Annotated in this window: 10 protein-coding genes and 1 pseudogene; 6 read left to right on the top strand and 5 right to left on the bottom strand. The window is 60.1% G+C overall.

Going from position 1 to position 14,224, the window contains the following annotated elements; all coding sequences use genetic code 11:
- Positions 1-389 precede the first annotated feature (389 nt).
- The 3 genes from BUS42_RS40595 to BUS42_RS40585 all read left to right on the top strand — a co-directional run bounded on the left by BUS42_RS40595 (position 390) and on the right by BUS42_RS40585 (position 4,830).
- Positions 390-2,141: an IS1634 family transposase gene (locus BUS42_RS40595; RefSeq protein ID WP_083670021.1), complete on the top strand. Its 1,752-nt coding sequence runs from the start codon at positions 390-392 to the stop codon at positions 2,139-2,141.
- A 118-nt stretch (positions 2,142-2,259) separates the two neighbouring features.
- A complete protein-coding gene (locus tag BUS42_RS40590) occupies positions 2,260-3,345 on the top strand; it encodes a DUF1573 domain-containing protein (protein WP_083671369.1) in 1,086 nt (361 codons plus the stop codon).
- A gap of 432 nt (positions 3,346-3,777) precedes the next feature.
- A complete protein-coding gene (locus tag BUS42_RS40585) occupies positions 3,778-4,830 on the top strand; it encodes a DUF1559 family PulG-like putative transporter (protein ID WP_074317441.1) in 1,053 nt (350 codons plus the stop codon).
- 279 nt (positions 4,831-5,109) lie between these two features.
- Here the strand turns inward: BUS42_RS40585 and BUS42_RS40580 are convergent, their stop codons facing one another.
- The 3 genes and pseudogenes from BUS42_RS40580 to BUS42_RS46890 form a co-directional block, all read right to left on the bottom strand.
- The gene (locus BUS42_RS40580; protein WP_074317439.1) at positions 5,110-5,499 is read right to left on the bottom strand and encodes a hypothetical protein; all 390 of its coding nucleotides are present in this window, start codon (positions 5,497-5,499) and stop codon (positions 5,110-5,112) included.
- The gene (locus BUS42_RS40575; RefSeq protein ID WP_083671363.1) at positions 5,484-6,038 is read right to left on the bottom strand and encodes an IS66 family transposase; all 555 of its coding nucleotides are present in this window, start codon (positions 6,036-6,038) and stop codon (positions 5,484-5,486) included. Before BUS42_RS40575 ends, BUS42_RS40580 begins: the two co-directional genes overlap by 16 nt.
- A 52-nt stretch (positions 6,039-6,090) precedes the next feature.
- Positions 6,091-6,147: pseudogene (locus BUS42_RS46890) on the bottom strand (hypothetical protein); the annotation flags it as partial.
- Positions 6,148-6,420: 273 nt separating this feature from the next.
- Between BUS42_RS46890 and BUS42_RS40565 the strand changes: the two are divergent.
- The 3 genes from BUS42_RS40565 to BUS42_RS40555 all read left to right on the top strand — a co-directional run bounded on the left by BUS42_RS40565 (position 6,421) and on the right by BUS42_RS40555 (position 11,092).
- Positions 6,421-7,998 carry a sulfatase family protein gene (locus tag BUS42_RS40565; RefSeq protein ID WP_074317433.1) on the top strand — a complete coding sequence of 526 codons (1,578 nt, stop codon included), beginning with the start codon at positions 6,421-6,423 and terminating at the stop codon, positions 7,996-7,998.
- 40 nt (positions 7,999-8,038) lie between these two features.
- Positions 8,039-9,364, top strand: a complete 1,326-nt coding sequence (locus tag BUS42_RS40560) for a sulfatase family protein (RefSeq protein ID WP_074317612.1) — start codon at positions 8,039-8,041, stop codon at positions 9,362-9,364.
- Between the two features lie 264 nt (positions 9,365-9,628).
- Positions 9,629-11,092: a sulfatase family protein gene (locus tag BUS42_RS40555; protein ID WP_074317431.1), complete on the top strand. Its 1,464-nt coding sequence runs from the start codon at positions 9,629-9,631 to the stop codon at positions 11,090-11,092.
- Positions 11,093-11,497: 405 nt separating this feature from the next.
- Here BUS42_RS40555 and BUS42_RS40550 read toward each other — a convergent pair whose 3' ends face one another.
- Positions 11,498-12,433, bottom strand: a complete 936-nt coding sequence (locus BUS42_RS40550; protein ID WP_074317429.1) for an MBL fold metallo-hydrolase — start codon at positions 12,431-12,433, stop codon at positions 11,498-11,500.
- A 226-nt stretch (positions 12,434-12,659) separates the two neighbouring features.
- On the bottom strand, positions 12,660-14,201 hold the full coding sequence (locus BUS42_RS40545) for a DUF1559 domain-containing protein (RefSeq protein WP_074317427.1): 1,542 nt from the start codon (positions 14,199-14,201) through the stop codon (positions 12,660-12,662).
- Positions 14,202-14,224 lie beyond the last annotated feature (23 nt).

Genomic DNA, 14,224 nt, shown 5'->3' with positions numbered 1-14,224 from the left:
TCCTGCTATTTCTGGCATACGCTGATGTATTGGCTCCCGCGACCCGCTCCTTCCATGATCTCCGCCACTGACTTGCTCACATCACGCCTCCTCGTCCCGCCAACCCATCGTGATCGTTCCCCATCGATTCTTCGCTTGTTTCCCATGCAAGGCAATGTCCCAACCGTTCCCTGCCTCCTTTCGGAGTCAAACTTGAGGATTCGCTTTTGACGTAAGTCTTGCGGGCCTAGACTTACGTCAAGGCGTAATTATTTCTGCAAGTCAACAAAATTTTCCACCTTGACCCGCTCGACTCTCGGACAATCATGCCGACGGGAATCACAACCCGACGCCTGTCGCCAATCGCGGGCATGTCGAGGACGATTTGATCCCTCTCGAGGCCATGGTCCATGCCAGAACAAAAACGACCGCGCCAGTCGAATCCCGCTCCCGATCTCAGTCCCGGCGAGGCGGCCCACACCGGCGGTCAGTCCCTCAAGTCCTTCCGGCTCGGCGCCCTTCCCATCCTCGATCGGATCATCCGCCGACTTCGACTGGATGACTTCCTCCGCCAATACCTTCCCCCCGAGGATGCCCGCCAAAAGATCGCCACCTCCACCGGCCTCCTTCTCTTGCTCAAGAACCTTCTCGTCTCCCGTGAACCCATGTATGGCGTCGGCCAATGGGCGAGTCGCCACCCCGCCGAGTGGTTCGCTCTGACCCCGGCCCAACTGCCCCACTGGAACGACGACCGCGTCGGACGTTGTCTCGACCGACTCTTCGACGCCAATGTCCCCTCGTTCACCCTGGCCGTCGCCACCCATGCCGTGGCGGAGTTCAACGTCGCATTGGACGAACTCCATAACGACTCGACCACAATCACCTTCCACGGCGACTATCGCGAGGCGGCCCAAGAGGACCTGATGCGGGGCCAGAAGACCCAGGCCATTACCTGGGGGCACAACAAGGATCATCGCCCTGACCTCAAACAACTGCTCTACGTCCTGACCGTCACTCGCGATGGCGGCGTACCGGTTCACTTCCGCGTCGAAAGCGGGAATACCACCGACGACCGCACTCATCGTGCCACCTGGGACCTGCTGTGCCAGTTGACCGGGCGACGGGACTTTCTCTATGTGGCCGACTGCAAGCTCGCCACCGCCGAGAACATGGCTTACCTGCACCAGCACGGCGGCCGATTCCTGAGCATCCTGCCTCGTACCCGCTCCGAAGATGGCGAATTCCGCGCGTTGTTGTACCAGGACCAGGTGACCTGGAAGCCGATCCATGAGAAGCGGGATGAGAAGGGAGTTCTCCTGGAACGCTACAGCGTGGCCGACCAGGCGACCCTCAGTGCCGAGGGCTACCGTCTGATCTGGTGTCACAGCACACGGAAAGCGGAAGTCGACGCATCATCACGTCATCAGCAAGTGGAGCGTGCGTTGCTGGCGTTGTCGGAACTGCGGTTAAAACTCAGCTCGCCGCGTAGCCGCTATCGCCAACTCGGAAAGGTCAAGGAGGCGGTCGCGGCCATCCTGGAGCCGCGGGACTTGGCCCGGTGGATCACAGTCGAAGTCGTGGAAAAACGGGAGGAAACTTACCGTCAGGAGGGGCGTGGCCGTCCCAACGACAAGACGCGCTACGTGAAAGAGGAGACCGTTCGCATCGCATTGACTTACCGCATCGACCATGTTGCTCTCGCGGCGGAAATGTGCGTCGACGGTGTCTTTCCCCTAATCACCAACGAGTTATTGCTTACTGAGGAAGAATTGCTATTAGCATACAAGCGTCAGCCGGTAATCGAGAAGCGGTTTTCGCAACTCAAGACAGACTTCGAAGTGGCTCCCGTGTACCTGCAGAACGTGGGGCGGATCCAGTCGCTGCTTTGCGTCTATTTCTTGGCCCTGTTGACCGAGGCGCTGCTGGAGCGGGAACTGCGTGCGGCGATGAAACGCGATGGTGTGAAGAGTGTGCCTCTGTACCCGGAAGGTCGAGCGTGCCATCGCCCGACGGCACGTCGGGTGATTGATTTGTTCGAGGAGGTGCAGCGTCATCAGCTGATCGTGGAGGGGCAAGCGCCAGTGGAATTCACGACCGAGCTCTCCAAGTTGCAACGCCAGATTCTGAACCTGCTTGGCATGGCGACGGCCTACGATCGCTGAAATTGTAGGCCGCCGGAAATTCGGAGATAATGAACCAGAGATGTGCGGAACGTAGGTTGTAATTGTAGGCCTAGGTTTAGTTCAGATTCGACTTAGACGGAATCGAGCTAAGCCAAACATGTTGCTTATGTTCTTTTTTCTTGCGTCACTCACTACAGTAGGCTGTGGGTCGGCGACCATTGCCTCCAAAGAAGGTTCCTTTGAAAGGTCTATTCCAGGCACAACTTCGGTCCATGTCGAGCCAATGAGACATCATCTTGGCAACTTTCCTTCAGTCAACAAAACCAAAGAGGTTCAAACCCTTGTAAAAAATAATGGAACAAGCGAGCTCCAGATAAAACGTCTTTTGTCAAGTTGTGGTTATACGAAGCCTAATGTAAATCGAACTTGGGTGCCCCCTGGGGAATTCGCCGTAATAACCGCAACAATCGCTTTAGGGGCAATTGAAGGACCTCGAACAACAAGCCTCACGATAGAAACTTCAGACTCGATCCAACCGGTCACCACTGTGACCTTCGCTTGGGAAATCGTTGCTCCCTTGCGCGGAGATCTATCAGAAAGCGATTTAATGATTACACGGACATATCAAGATATTGAAAAGGAAGTAAAATTGATTAGCCATAATCTTGGGATTTGTAAGTCATGTACGATGTACTGCGAGGGCAATGAGGTGATTTTTTTGACTTTGCCGAAAATAACGGGCCACCAGGAGTCGGGCGATCATTCGGTCGAATCGCCAGACAAGAACATCGAGATTGCATCACTCAAGGCAGTTGTTAAAGGATCGAAGCCTCCAGGATTTTATAAAGAATTAGTGCAGGTTCTCTTGATGTGTGGCGACGAAGAAAGGGCCAGGGCCACGATTCCCTTCTCGTGGAAAGTTGAAACTGCGTTGTCAGTCACGCCAGAACGGTTATTTGTAGGTCAAACGGAAGGTATGCGGACAATCGAGAAGTCGATTCTTTTGAGTGCAGGTGTAGAACGGCGGTTCCGAGTGTTTAAGGTTGAGAGCGACTTGATCGATTTTCGTTATGAATTGCCTTTATCGACAAATTCTGAATCACGACAGGTCATCCGTGTCTCTTTTGCCGCGCCTTCGACGCAAGGCATCTATCGAGGGCAGCTGAAGTTCTTTACTGATCATCCCGAGGCACTTGAGGTTATGGTACCGGTGTCGGGTATCGTAATCGGGTCGGGTCGTTGATTCAATTAATGCGCATTTACTGGTCATTGTGTGATTTGGTGTGCAGTTGCGCGTGGGGAAATGACGTGTGCGGTTGGTCATTGGTGCGGTAAGACGTGAGGGGGGGGGCGGACGCAGATGCAGTCGCTGGAGCCAAGTAATATAGCACGCGGCAGCGACTATGCCTTGGGCCTCGCTGGCCACCAGGGGCGGGCAGTCGGTTATGGGCTGAAGGACCCGCACTTGCTTTTGTAGCAGTGTCACGGCCGTGTGAGTCTCGCGGATCGACGCAGTTGTGGTTGGTGCGAAGACGTCCCGCTGGAAGTTCTTGTCGGATTTAGTCAATGCTCACCTTGCCTGCATTTCAGGGCGACCAGGTCGCATTCAAGCCGGCTGGTTGTCACCATGTCAGTTGACATGGACAATAATCGGCCGCCTATGATGGAGAATAGTATGCGCATCGACAGGAAGCTTAGGGCCGGGCGAGTCCACGCACGTTGTGTCGGATTCACCTTAATCGAGACGTTAGTTGTGATCTGTATCCTTGGAATACTTGCCTCACTTCTTGTTCCCGCTGTCCAGTCGGCACGAGAATCGGGTCGTCGGGCTGGATGTGCTAATAACCTTAAGAATATTGGCATCGCATTGGCGAGCTCGCACGCAACGAATCAAACCTTTCCCGCCGGAATGCGTCCTTCTGCATTGGGTTCATCTCGGCTTTACTCTGTTTATCCCTTCTCCGTGCATTCGGAGATTCTTCCTTATTTGGATAACAGTGCATTGTACAACCATATTAATTTTATGGCATTTGATGTGTCTAAAGATAATATGAACGCTTCGATTCCAGTGGCTGCAAATGCTACTGTTCTCAACTTAGTTGTGGAGACCTTTCTTTGTTCATCCGATTCCGCACGTTACCTGTTGCCTGGGTGTAGTTATCGGGCCACTACCGGACCAAATCCGTTTGAACAAGAGGGTTCGAAATGGGTGGGTGGTGGTGGGGCATTTCCGGGGCTTAAGGCGACACGTTCGCAAGAGTTCTTGGATGGGCTAGCTAACACCGTGGGATTTAGTGAAAGGGTAATCGGCAGCAGTGAATCTCGCGGCTACAATAAATACAGAGATGTGGTTTCGTCGAATATTTTGACTGTAACGACAGATGTCGATAGTGATTTAATGAATAGTGTGTGTTCTGGGTTGGCGGGTGCGTTTTCGAGCTTCTGGAGTCGCTCCGGTGAGCGCTGGCTGAGAGGTGGCTTTGAGTTTACGCTCTATAGCCATGTCGCCGACCCGAGTGGCAAGGTTTCTGATTGTAGCGCCGGTGGTCCGATCGTCGAAGGTGAGCTCTCCGGTGGTTCCGTTTCTGCGCACTCCTATCATTCGGGCAGCGTAACCTGTCTTTTTATGGATGGAACGGTCAGGCCGGTTGCCGGTACGATCAACCTCATGGTGTGGAGGGCGTTATCTACACGTGCCGGTGGTGAAGTAGTAAAGAGTGGGCCATGAGTTTTCGTTGGCGTCATGTGGCTGATATTTGGGGAATAGAGGAAAATGGATGTATGGCTCTACGGACTTACCTGCTGAGATTCACATGCAGCTGTTTGTGTGGGGTTGTGTACGCGAACAATTCCATAGAGAGGGATATGTCTGAACGTAGAGCGTGGAAAGGATGTCGCTCTTGTACGTCCCTGCCTGTATCTCCGCATTTTCCGTAGCTGGTTGAGCGAGTGGCTATGCTTGACCGTGGTTTTTCGGATTCAGGCCCAGGAGTCGAATGATCAGGCGTTACGTTTTCGTCAGTTGGGTCACCATGACCTGAGCCGGCCCCTCACCGACTCGAACCTCGTGGCGTTGGATCGACGAGAACACTTCAATCACCCGATGCGTCGTGGGGCGTGAGCACGCCCGGTCCTCCGGATACAAGGGCAACGATCTCCGATCGGCAGCAGCCCTCCCTTGACGCAATTCCCGCTCGATCGACGTTTGCGCCATCAACGCGAAGAAGTACGCTGCCGGGATCCCTTGAATCCGCGTCACGTTCCTCAAATGCACCGGCGCCACGGCGAAGTCCGTCTTGAACTGCGAGAACCGCTTCTCTATCGTCGGCTGCCGTTTGTACGCCTGCAGCACCTCGGTCGCCGTCAGCTTGCGGTCGTTTGTTAGCAGGGGGAACACCCCATCGCCGATTTGGGTAAGTTCCGCACGGACATTTTGTTCACTGCCCGCTCCATTCGATCGAGAATCGGCGTCGACTTCTGCTGACGCAGCGTGTGACGCTCCCCGATCGACAGGCCTCGGTCCTCCACATCGTAGAGTTGGTGAATCAACTCCAGTACCTGGTTCGCATTGCGCGGCGCATTGGTCCGCGCGTCGTAGAATTTCCGTCGCGCATGCGCCCAGCAGGCGAGCTCGAGGATCGTTCCCTGAGAATCGATGTAGATTCCTTCATGTCCTGTGTAGGCATCGGCCTGGAGGAAACCGTGGTAACCGGTGAGGAACGTCGCCGGGCCGTCACGGGCCTGGCTCATGGTGAAGTCGTAAACGCTGTACGGGTGCTCGGCGTCGCCGATGTAGGCCCAGATCCGCCCCTTGGTGCTGCCGGGCTTCTTTCCTCCGAGCACGGTCACAGGGGGGGGGCGTCGGTCCACAAGACCGGCGACTGCAAGACCCGCGACTTCTGGAGTTCCGCCAGGCGCCTGAGCAGTCCGCGGCATTTCTGACCCAGTCGCACAAGGTGCTCCGCGAGAGCGACACACCGTGACGCATCAAGATGTCTTCGATCCGGTAAAGCGGGAGATGATCGGCAAACTTGCTGGCCAGCACGAAGGAGACCAGTCCTGGGCCGGCGATCCCGCCCGGCACAGGCTTGGGGGGAACCGGCGGACTGGTCACGCCATCGCGGCACTTCTAAGATGGTGGGCGGTGTCCACCCTACAAGAGGGGCGTGTGCGGGCGTCACCAGGCAGGCTCATGGCTTTTCGAGGGTTGTTGCCATACACTGGCCGATCCCCTTGCCTGTGCGAGGGCCGGCGTGCTCGTGAATCCCGAACGTTGGAACCTACCCTCAACGGACTCCGTGTGTGGGGGGGAGAGCCCATGCGAAAGCCAACCGAACTTCACGGACTTCACGTGTCCCTGGTGTCAGGCTTCCTACTGGCCCTGCTCGCCGTCATCTCCTCGGCTTGTGCCGAGACCCAGGCGACCGCCGACCGGCCGAACATCGTCTATATCCTGGCCGATGACCTGGGTTATGGCGACGTTCACCGCCTGAACCCCGACTCGAAGATCACCACGCCGAACCTCGACCGTCTGGCCGATCAAGGCATGACCTTCACCGATGCGCACTCCGGTTCCTCGGTCTGCACCCCGACCCGTTATGGCATCTTGACAGGGCGGTACGCGTGGCGCTCGCGGCTGAAAAAAGGGGTCCTCGGCGGCTACTCCCCCCCACTGATCGAGCCCGGTCGATTGACCGTCGCCGCGCTGCTCCGCCAACAGGGCTATCAGACCGCCTGCGTCGGCAAGTGGCACCTCGGGTTCGACTGGGGGACCACGCACGCCATCGCGTTTGGCGATGAGATCGACCCCAAAGCGAAGATGAAGGCCGTCGACTACACCCGGCCGATCGCACACGGACCCACGTCGGTGGGGTTCGACACCTACTATGGCATCAGTGCGTCGCTCGACATGCCTCCGTATCTGTATATTCACAATGACCGCAGCGTGGGAGTGCCCACGACCGAGAAGACGTACATCCGGAAAGGACCTGCGCACGCGGATTTCGAGGCGGTTGGCGTTCTCCCCACGCTCACGGCCAAGGCGGTCGAGTTCATCGATGGGTGTGGCAAGCTTGAGAACGGCAAGGCGAAGCCGTTTTTCCTCTATTTCCCCCTGACCGCCCCGCACACCCCGATCGTCCCCGACGATGCATTTCGAGGTCGGAGCAAGGTCGGCACTTATGGCGATTTTGTGATGCAAGTCGATGCCACGGTCGGCCGCGTGCTCGATGCGCTCGACCGGAACGGGATGACCGGCACGACCTTGGTCCTGTTCGCGAGCGACAACGGCTGCTCGCCTTCGGCCGACTTCCCCGCGCTCGCCCGCCAGGGGCATCATCCGAGCGGTCCGCTTCGCGGTCACAAGGCGGATATCTTCGAGGGGGGCCACCGCATTCCGTTCCTCGCCCGCTGGCCCGGCAAGGTTCGCGCGGGAGCCACCTGCAACGACACGACCTGCCTGACCGACTTGCTGGCCACCTGTGCCGCGATCGTCGGTGCCACGCTGCCGGCGGACGCCGGTGAAGACAGCGTGAGCATTCTCCCCGACCTCCTGGGCACGGCCCAGGCACCGGTGCGTGAGGCCACCGTCCACCACTCGATCGACGGCTCGTTCGCGATCCGCCAGGGACCCTGGAAGCTCGCCCTCTGCCCCGACTCCGGGGGTTGGAGCGATCCCCGCCCCGGCCGCCCCGAGGTGAAGTCGCTTCCCCCGGTCCAACTCTTTAACCTCGAGCGTGACCTGGGCGAACGCGAGAACCTCCAAGCCGATCATCCCGAGGTCGTCGACCGGCTCACAAAGCTCCTGGAGCGCTATGTGGCCGAGGGTCGCAGCACCCCCGGACCCGCGCGGGAGAACAACGGCTCGGTCCGGATTCATCGGGAGACATATCGTTGAATAAACAGCTGTGCTGCTTTTTGGTAAGGAGTAATGGATGATGACGTCGAGAGTCCTTCTTCGCTTCGTTGGGCTGGCCCTCGCCCTGGGGATGACCGCCCCCGCGCTCGCCGCTCCTCCGAACGTCGTTATGATCATTTCCGACGACCAGGCGTTCGGCGACTTTTCGTTCATGGGCCACCCGCAAATCCGGACCCCGAATCTGGACCGGCTCTCGACCCAGTCGTTGACCTTTCGCCGCGGCTACGTCCCCTCGAGCCTCTGCTCGCCGAGCCTGGCGTCGATCCTGACCGGGCTTTACCCGCACCAGCACAAGGTGACGAGCAACGACCCCCCCCTGCCCGCCGGCAAGGTGGGACTCGCCGCGGTTCGAGACCCTGGCTATCGTGCGGCACGCGAAGAGATGATTGCGAACTTCGATCGATCACCGAGCTTGCCGAAGGCGCTTGCGACCCGGAACTATCAGAGCTTTCAGGCAGGCAAGTGGTGGGGCGGGAACTACCGGCACGGCGGCTTCACCGCGGGGATGACTCAGGGCGATCCCGATAAGGGGGGCCGTCATGGCGACGAAGGGTTGAAGATCGGCCGGCAAGGGATGACCGAGGTCTTCGAGTTTGTCGATAAGGCGAACCGCGAGAAAACGCCCTTTTTCCTCTGGTACGCGCCGATGATGCCGCACTCGCCGCACACGCCCCCGGCGCGGCTGCTCGAGAAGTACAAGGCCTCGGCCCCCACCCTCGAAATCGCCAAATACTGGGCAATGTGCGAGTGGTTCGATGAAACCTGTGGACAACTGCTCGACCATCTCGACAAGCAAGGGTTGGCCGAGAACACGATGGTTCTGTTTCTCGCCGACAACGGCTGGATCCAGGATCCGAATGCCGACCGGTTCGCCCCGCGCTCCAAGCAGTCGCCCAATGAGGGGGGAATCCGGACCCCGATCATGATCCGTTGGCCCGGCCACGTTGTGCCTCGGGTTTCGGACCAGCCGGTGCTCTCGATCGACCTCGCCCCGACGATCCTGACCGCCGTCGGGCTTCAGCCGGCGTCCGAGATGCAGGGGATCAACCTGCTCGACAACGACGCGGTCGACCGCCGCAAGGCGATCTTCGGCGAGATCTTCACCCATAACGCCGTGGACATCCGAGACCCTGCCAGTAGCCTCCGCAATCGCTGGGCCGTCGAAGGCGACTGGAAGCTCATCCTCCCCGCGCCTCAGAACACGCCCGACACGACCGCGGAACTCTACGACCTCGCTCACGATCCGGGCGAGACGACAAACCTCGCCGCCCAAAACCCGGAAAAAGTTGAGCATTTGAAGACGCTCATCAACGCCTGGTGGCCCGCCACGACGAACCGGCTGTAGCCCTAAGTTTCGCTCGCCTGCTGTTGATGTCACACCACGATATTTTTTCAACGACCCGCCATCGAGCTAAGAATCACCCTCGTTCCCACGGTCCTCCGTGGGAATGCCGTCCCCGACGCTCCGCGTCGTCTGGCCCGCGAAAGCCGAGGACGCAGCGCGTTCCAGACTGCATTCCCACGGGGGACCGTGGGAACGAGTCGCGAGCGGCTTTCTAGCCCTGGATCGGGGCGTTGTACTTTTTTGCGATGTTGATGGGAGTTTGTCATGCGAAGCCATCGCTTGCCGGCCTTGGCCATGGTGCTTGGAACGATCCTTGTTGCGAGTCCGTGCCTCGCCGCGTCTCCCGATCGCCCGAATATCCTCTGGCTCGTCGCCGAGGACTTTGGGCCCCACCTGGGATGCTACGGCACCGCGCAAGTCTGGACCCCGAACCTCGACAAGCTTGCCGCCGAAGGGGTTCGCTATACGAGGGCCTACACCACGGCCCCGGTCTGTTCGGTGAGTCGCTCGGCGTTCATGACGGGCATGTATCAGACCACCATCGGCGCCCACAATCATCGGTCGCACCGCGATGATGGCTATCAGCTTCCCCTCGGTGTTCGGATCGCCCCCGCCTGGTTCCGTGATGCCGGCTACTTCACCGCCAACGTCCGGACTTTTCCCGCCGGCGTGAATGTGACCGGCACGGGCAAGACCGACTGGAATTTCAGCTCCGACGGCAAGCCGTTCGACTCCGGCCGTTGGGATGAGTTGAAATCCCATCAGCCGTTCATCGCGCAAGTGAACTTTAAAGAGACGCACCGCGCGTTCGTCTCACCCCGGCGGGCCGATCCGGCCAAGGTGGTCATTCCCCCCTATTATCCCGACCATCCCGTCACCCGCGACGACTATGCCAAGTACCTCGACGCCGCCACCGAGCTCGACGCCAAGGTCGGCCGGATCCTCCAGCAACTCGACGCCGATGGCCTGGCCGCGAACACGATCGTCGTGTTCATGTCCGACCATGGCGAAGCGCACGTCCGCGGCAAGCAGTTCTGCTACGAGGAAGGTCTGCACATCCCCTTGATCGTCCGTTGGCCCGCTTCCTTCCCTGTCCCTGCTCACTATCGCGCGGGCGCGGTGGACGATCGCCTGGTGGCGGCGATCGACCTGTTGCCGACCCTCCTCGTCGTGGCCGCCGGCCAGAAAAAACCGAGTGAGATGCAGGGGCAAGTCTTTCTTGGTGATCGGGCCGAGGCCCCGCGACGCTACGTCTTCGGTGCCCGTGACCGCTGCGACGAGACCGTCTTCCGATTCCGCACGGTTCGAGATGACCGCTATCGCTACATTCGCAACTTCATGCCTGAGCGCCCGTTCCTCCAGGCGAACGACTACAAGGAGCGGTCGTACCCGGTCTGGAACCTGATCAAGGAGCTCTCCGCCCAGGGCAAGTTGACCCCCGTCCAGGCCGTCCTGGCGGCGCCCACCATGCCTCCGGAAGAGTTGTACGACCTCGAGAATGATCCGCACGAGATCCAGAACCTCACGGATTCCCAAGATCCGGCGAACCAGGCCGTGTTACAGCGGCTTCGCGCTGAGCTCGAGCGCTGGATCGAGGAGTCGAACGATCAAGGCCGAACCCCGGAACCGGCCGAAGTCGCCGCGGCCAAGGGAGCCACCAAGCCCTTGGCCGCTCCCAACGGCCCGGGTGCGGCCACCAAGGCGAGCAAAAAGAAGGTGGCGAAGTAAGGGCCGTTGAGGCCTTACTAATCATTCAATAAGCAGTCGTCTCTGGTGATTGAAAGTCGTGGTCGCGAAACTCCACCAAGTTGATTCTGTGAATCATGGAATCTGTCGCCAGGAAACCGGGCCGACTGTCGGCCCCGGAGGCCGAAATTCGCGGGAGAAACTCGTTCTCACGCTCCGCGTGGGAATGCCGTTTTGGCAGTTCCGCGGCCCCACCCGCCGGAGAAGACGACGCAGAGCGTCGGGGACGGCATTCCCACGCAGAGCGTGGGAACGAGTTTCTGGTATCCTTGCTGTGATCTTAAATATAGTCGAGTGTTTGCAAGTTTTGCGTTTCGATGTTTTGTAGGGGGCACGGCCCACCAGATTTTGCCTTTCGGGCGAGCGAAAGCTCGGAGGCGGTGGCTTTCAGCTCTGGATCGCCTTCAGGTAGCGGTCGGCGGAACGGCGGACGACTTCCTTGCCCCCCGTTGGGATGATCCCCTTGCCGCGGACGACGAAGGCGCCATAGATTCGGTCATAGGCCAGCGGCTCGAGGCATTCGACGACGTGGCGGATCGCAGGCGCGTTCAGGGGGATGAAGTTAGGGTAACTGTACATGAAACTGACTTGCTTCGGGTCCATGCAAATCTGTGGCTGATCGCCGGCCATCAAGGCGCCGAGGCCGCCGGCTCCGGCGGGCCAGTGGAGGACCTGGTAACCCTCGAAGTGGCCGCCGGTGCGGACCAGGTCCAAACCGCCGCGTAGTTTGAGGGTCTCGCCTTTCCAGAAGCGAATGCAAGGGTCGGGGCGCATCACCCAGGGACGCTCCGCCTCGTGGATGTGGACCGGGACATTGCCGAAGGCGCGGCTCCACTCGACCATGGTCGTGTAATAGTGGGGATGGGAAATCGCGATCTCGGCGATCCCGCCCAGTTCTTTGATCCGGGCGATCGTGGCGTCGTCGATCAGCGAGACGCAGTCCCAGAGGACGTTTCCTTGCGGCGTCTGGATCAGGAAGGCACGCTGGCCGATGCTGTACTTCGGCACGGTGTTGATCGAGTAGAGATGCTCTTCCTCTTGCTTGATCGTGTTCTTGTGCGTGGCTTGGATCTGCTCGAGGGTCTGCCACTCCTGGCCGTCGGGGTTCACGTACTGCCGCTCGTCTTCGCAGACGGGGCACCGGTCGGGGGGCTTGGAGGATTCGGTGAACTGGGAACCGCAGGTCACGCACACATAAGGGACAGCTTCAGGAGAATCGGCCGCCGCCGCGCCTGCCGGGCGGGTCGAGGCCAGTGACGTCAGGGCCGCCGCCGTGACGGTGGAGTTCCGCAGGAATGTTCTTCGGGTTGGATCCGAGCCCATGGCGGTTGTGCCTCGTGCTTGCGTGTGTGTTGGCCAGTACCGCCTGGGTGGTCGGACCGCATCCTCCGTCTTGAGACGGAGGATGCGGTCCGACCGAGAGACGTCACGACCGGGTGTCTCTCCCAAAGAGCGGTCGGCTCCGCCCCTATTATCGTTCCGGGAACCGGTCAGGCAAGGGGGAGAGCAATGCTGGGATGGGTTGGCGTTGCTCTTGCCGGTCGGCCGTTTAAAAGTCGTCCGACGAGATGACTTCGCCCCCGTTGCGGGTCAACAGGTTCAGGAAGACTTTGGGGGAGATTGTGTCTCTGAGGAAGCGGACCGAGCCGTCGGCGAACCCGGCGCTCGTGCCCCCCGGATGATGCCCGAACAGCCCCTGGGTGGTGAACGGCGTGGGGACGTTCCAGTCGTCCGGTTTGGTCCAGGTCACGGCGGAGTCGTCGTTCGCCTCGATGACGAAGATCGTGTTCGAGGTGCCGTCGGTGATCTCCTGGATCTTGATCCCGGTTGCGCCCGGGAAAATCGTGTTGGCGCCTCGAGGCGTGAGATAGGTCGTCTTGCCCTCGCCCGCGAGTTTTCGACTGCCGGTGGGGCAAGCGAGCATGGGCGGCATCCGCGAGATCAGGGCTTTATTGGTCGCGCTGTCCCAGGGTTCGTCGAGCTTGAATTGCTTGTAGAGCGACTGCTGATCGAGATAAGGCAGGATGTGGACCCGCCAGCTCAGGAGGGGCGTACCGTCCTTGCCCGCGCTGTAGGCGGGGGGGAAAGCATTGAAAGCTGAGTGATAGTTATGCATGGCCAGACCGATCTGCTTCAGGTTATTCATGCACTGGGACCGGCGGGCCGCCTCGCGTGCCTTGCGGATCGGTACGGCGACCAGGGCGGCCGTTTTCTCGAGGTCGGTCTCGAGGATGATCCGGTCGCCCTGGATCTGGGGCGTGGTGGTCTGGTTGAGCGTCTTGACCAACTCGGTCAAACCGGGATCGGCCTGAGCGTTTCGGGCGAGGAGTTTGAACGCGTTCTGAGCGAGGGTCTGAATCGACTTGGCGGCGTCGGCATTCTGCGCCTGGACGACGACGTGGAGGGCGGGCTTGGGTTCGGCCGCGATCGCGAGCGAGGCCCAGCGGAGGCCGCGGGAGAGCGTCGTGATCGGGACCTCGCCGAGCTCGGGCGGGAGGTTCGGCATGCTCTCTTCGAGAGCCCGGCGCTGAGTGGTGCTCGGCACGATGGCGATCCGGATCGCGGCGTCGCCGCCGGCGGCGAGCGCGGTGGCGATGTCGGGGCGCGGTTCGGGTTTGGCCTCGCGAATTCGGGCGATGGCGGCGGGTGAGCCGGCGACCAGAGCGCCTCGGATCGTCTCGTTGTTTGGCCATCGGCCGGGCCCGCGCGGTCCGCCTTCCGCGAGTACTTTAGCCACCGCGCGGCCGTCGGTCGCGTCGCCCAGTGGTATCACCAGGACCGGCACGCCAGGGAGGTCGGTCGGGTCGACCAGCAGGAACAGGTCCTTGACGCCGGCCTTTCGCAGGGCATCGACCCAGTCGCTCACCGGTTTTGTGCTCTGGCTCACATCGGCTTCGTCGGCCGTGGCGCTGAGCATGCCACGGACAAAACTCTGGACGTTGAGCTTGGCGAGTTCAAAGTGGGCCACTGCCGCCACCTCGTCACCGAGGAACGGAGCGACAGCGATGGCGGCGGCCTTGGCGGTTCCCTCCGCCTCGGGCGGTGGCGCTCCGATCGCTAGAAGCACAATCAAGGGGGCTGAAAGCATCATGGGCGGTTCTCCTCGGGAACGGG

Origin of the sequence: Singulisphaera sp. GP187, assembly GCF_900129635.1 — a bacterium.
In the GTDB taxonomy this organism is placed as follows: Bacteria; Planctomycetota; Planctomycetia; order Isosphaerales; family Isosphaeraceae; genus Singulisphaera.
The sequence above is the reverse complement of the archived record's forward strand: the minus strand, read 5'-3'. Positions and strand labels throughout refer to the sequence as shown.

Bases quoted from the DNA above. Each gene is read 5' to 3' on its own strand.
- BUS42_RS40595 (WP_083670021.1), top strand. From the start codon at position 390: ATGCCAGAACAAAAACGACCGCGCCAGTCGAATCCCGCTCCCGATCTC.
- BUS42_RS40590 (WP_083671369.1), top strand. From the start codon at position 2,260: ATGTTGCTTATGTTCTTTTTTCTTGCGTCACTCACTACAGTAGGCTGT.
- BUS42_RS40585 (WP_074317441.1), top strand. From the start codon at position 3,778: ATGCGCATCGACAGGAAGCTTAGGGCCGGGCGAGTCCACGCACGTTGT.
- BUS42_RS40575 (WP_083671363.1), bottom strand. From the start codon at position 6,038: ATGCCGCGGACTGCTCAGGCGCCTGGCGGAACTCCAGAAGTCGCGGGT.
- BUS42_RS40565 (WP_074317433.1), top strand. From the start codon at position 6,421: ATGCGAAAGCCAACCGAACTTCACGGACTTCACGTGTCCCTGGTGTCA.
- BUS42_RS40560 (WP_074317612.1), top strand. From the start codon at position 8,039: ATGACGTCGAGAGTCCTTCTTCGCTTCGTTGGGCTGGCCCTCGCCCTG.
- BUS42_RS40555 (WP_074317431.1), top strand. From the start codon at position 9,629: ATGCGAAGCCATCGCTTGCCGGCCTTGGCCATGGTGCTTGGAACGATC.
- BUS42_RS40550 (WP_074317429.1), bottom strand. From the start codon at position 12,433: ATGGGCTCGGATCCAACCCGAAGAACATTCCTGCGGAACTCCACCGTC.
- BUS42_RS40545 (WP_074317427.1), bottom strand. From the start codon at position 14,201: ATGATGCTTTCAGCCCCCTTGATTGTGCTTCTAGCGATCGGAGCGCCA.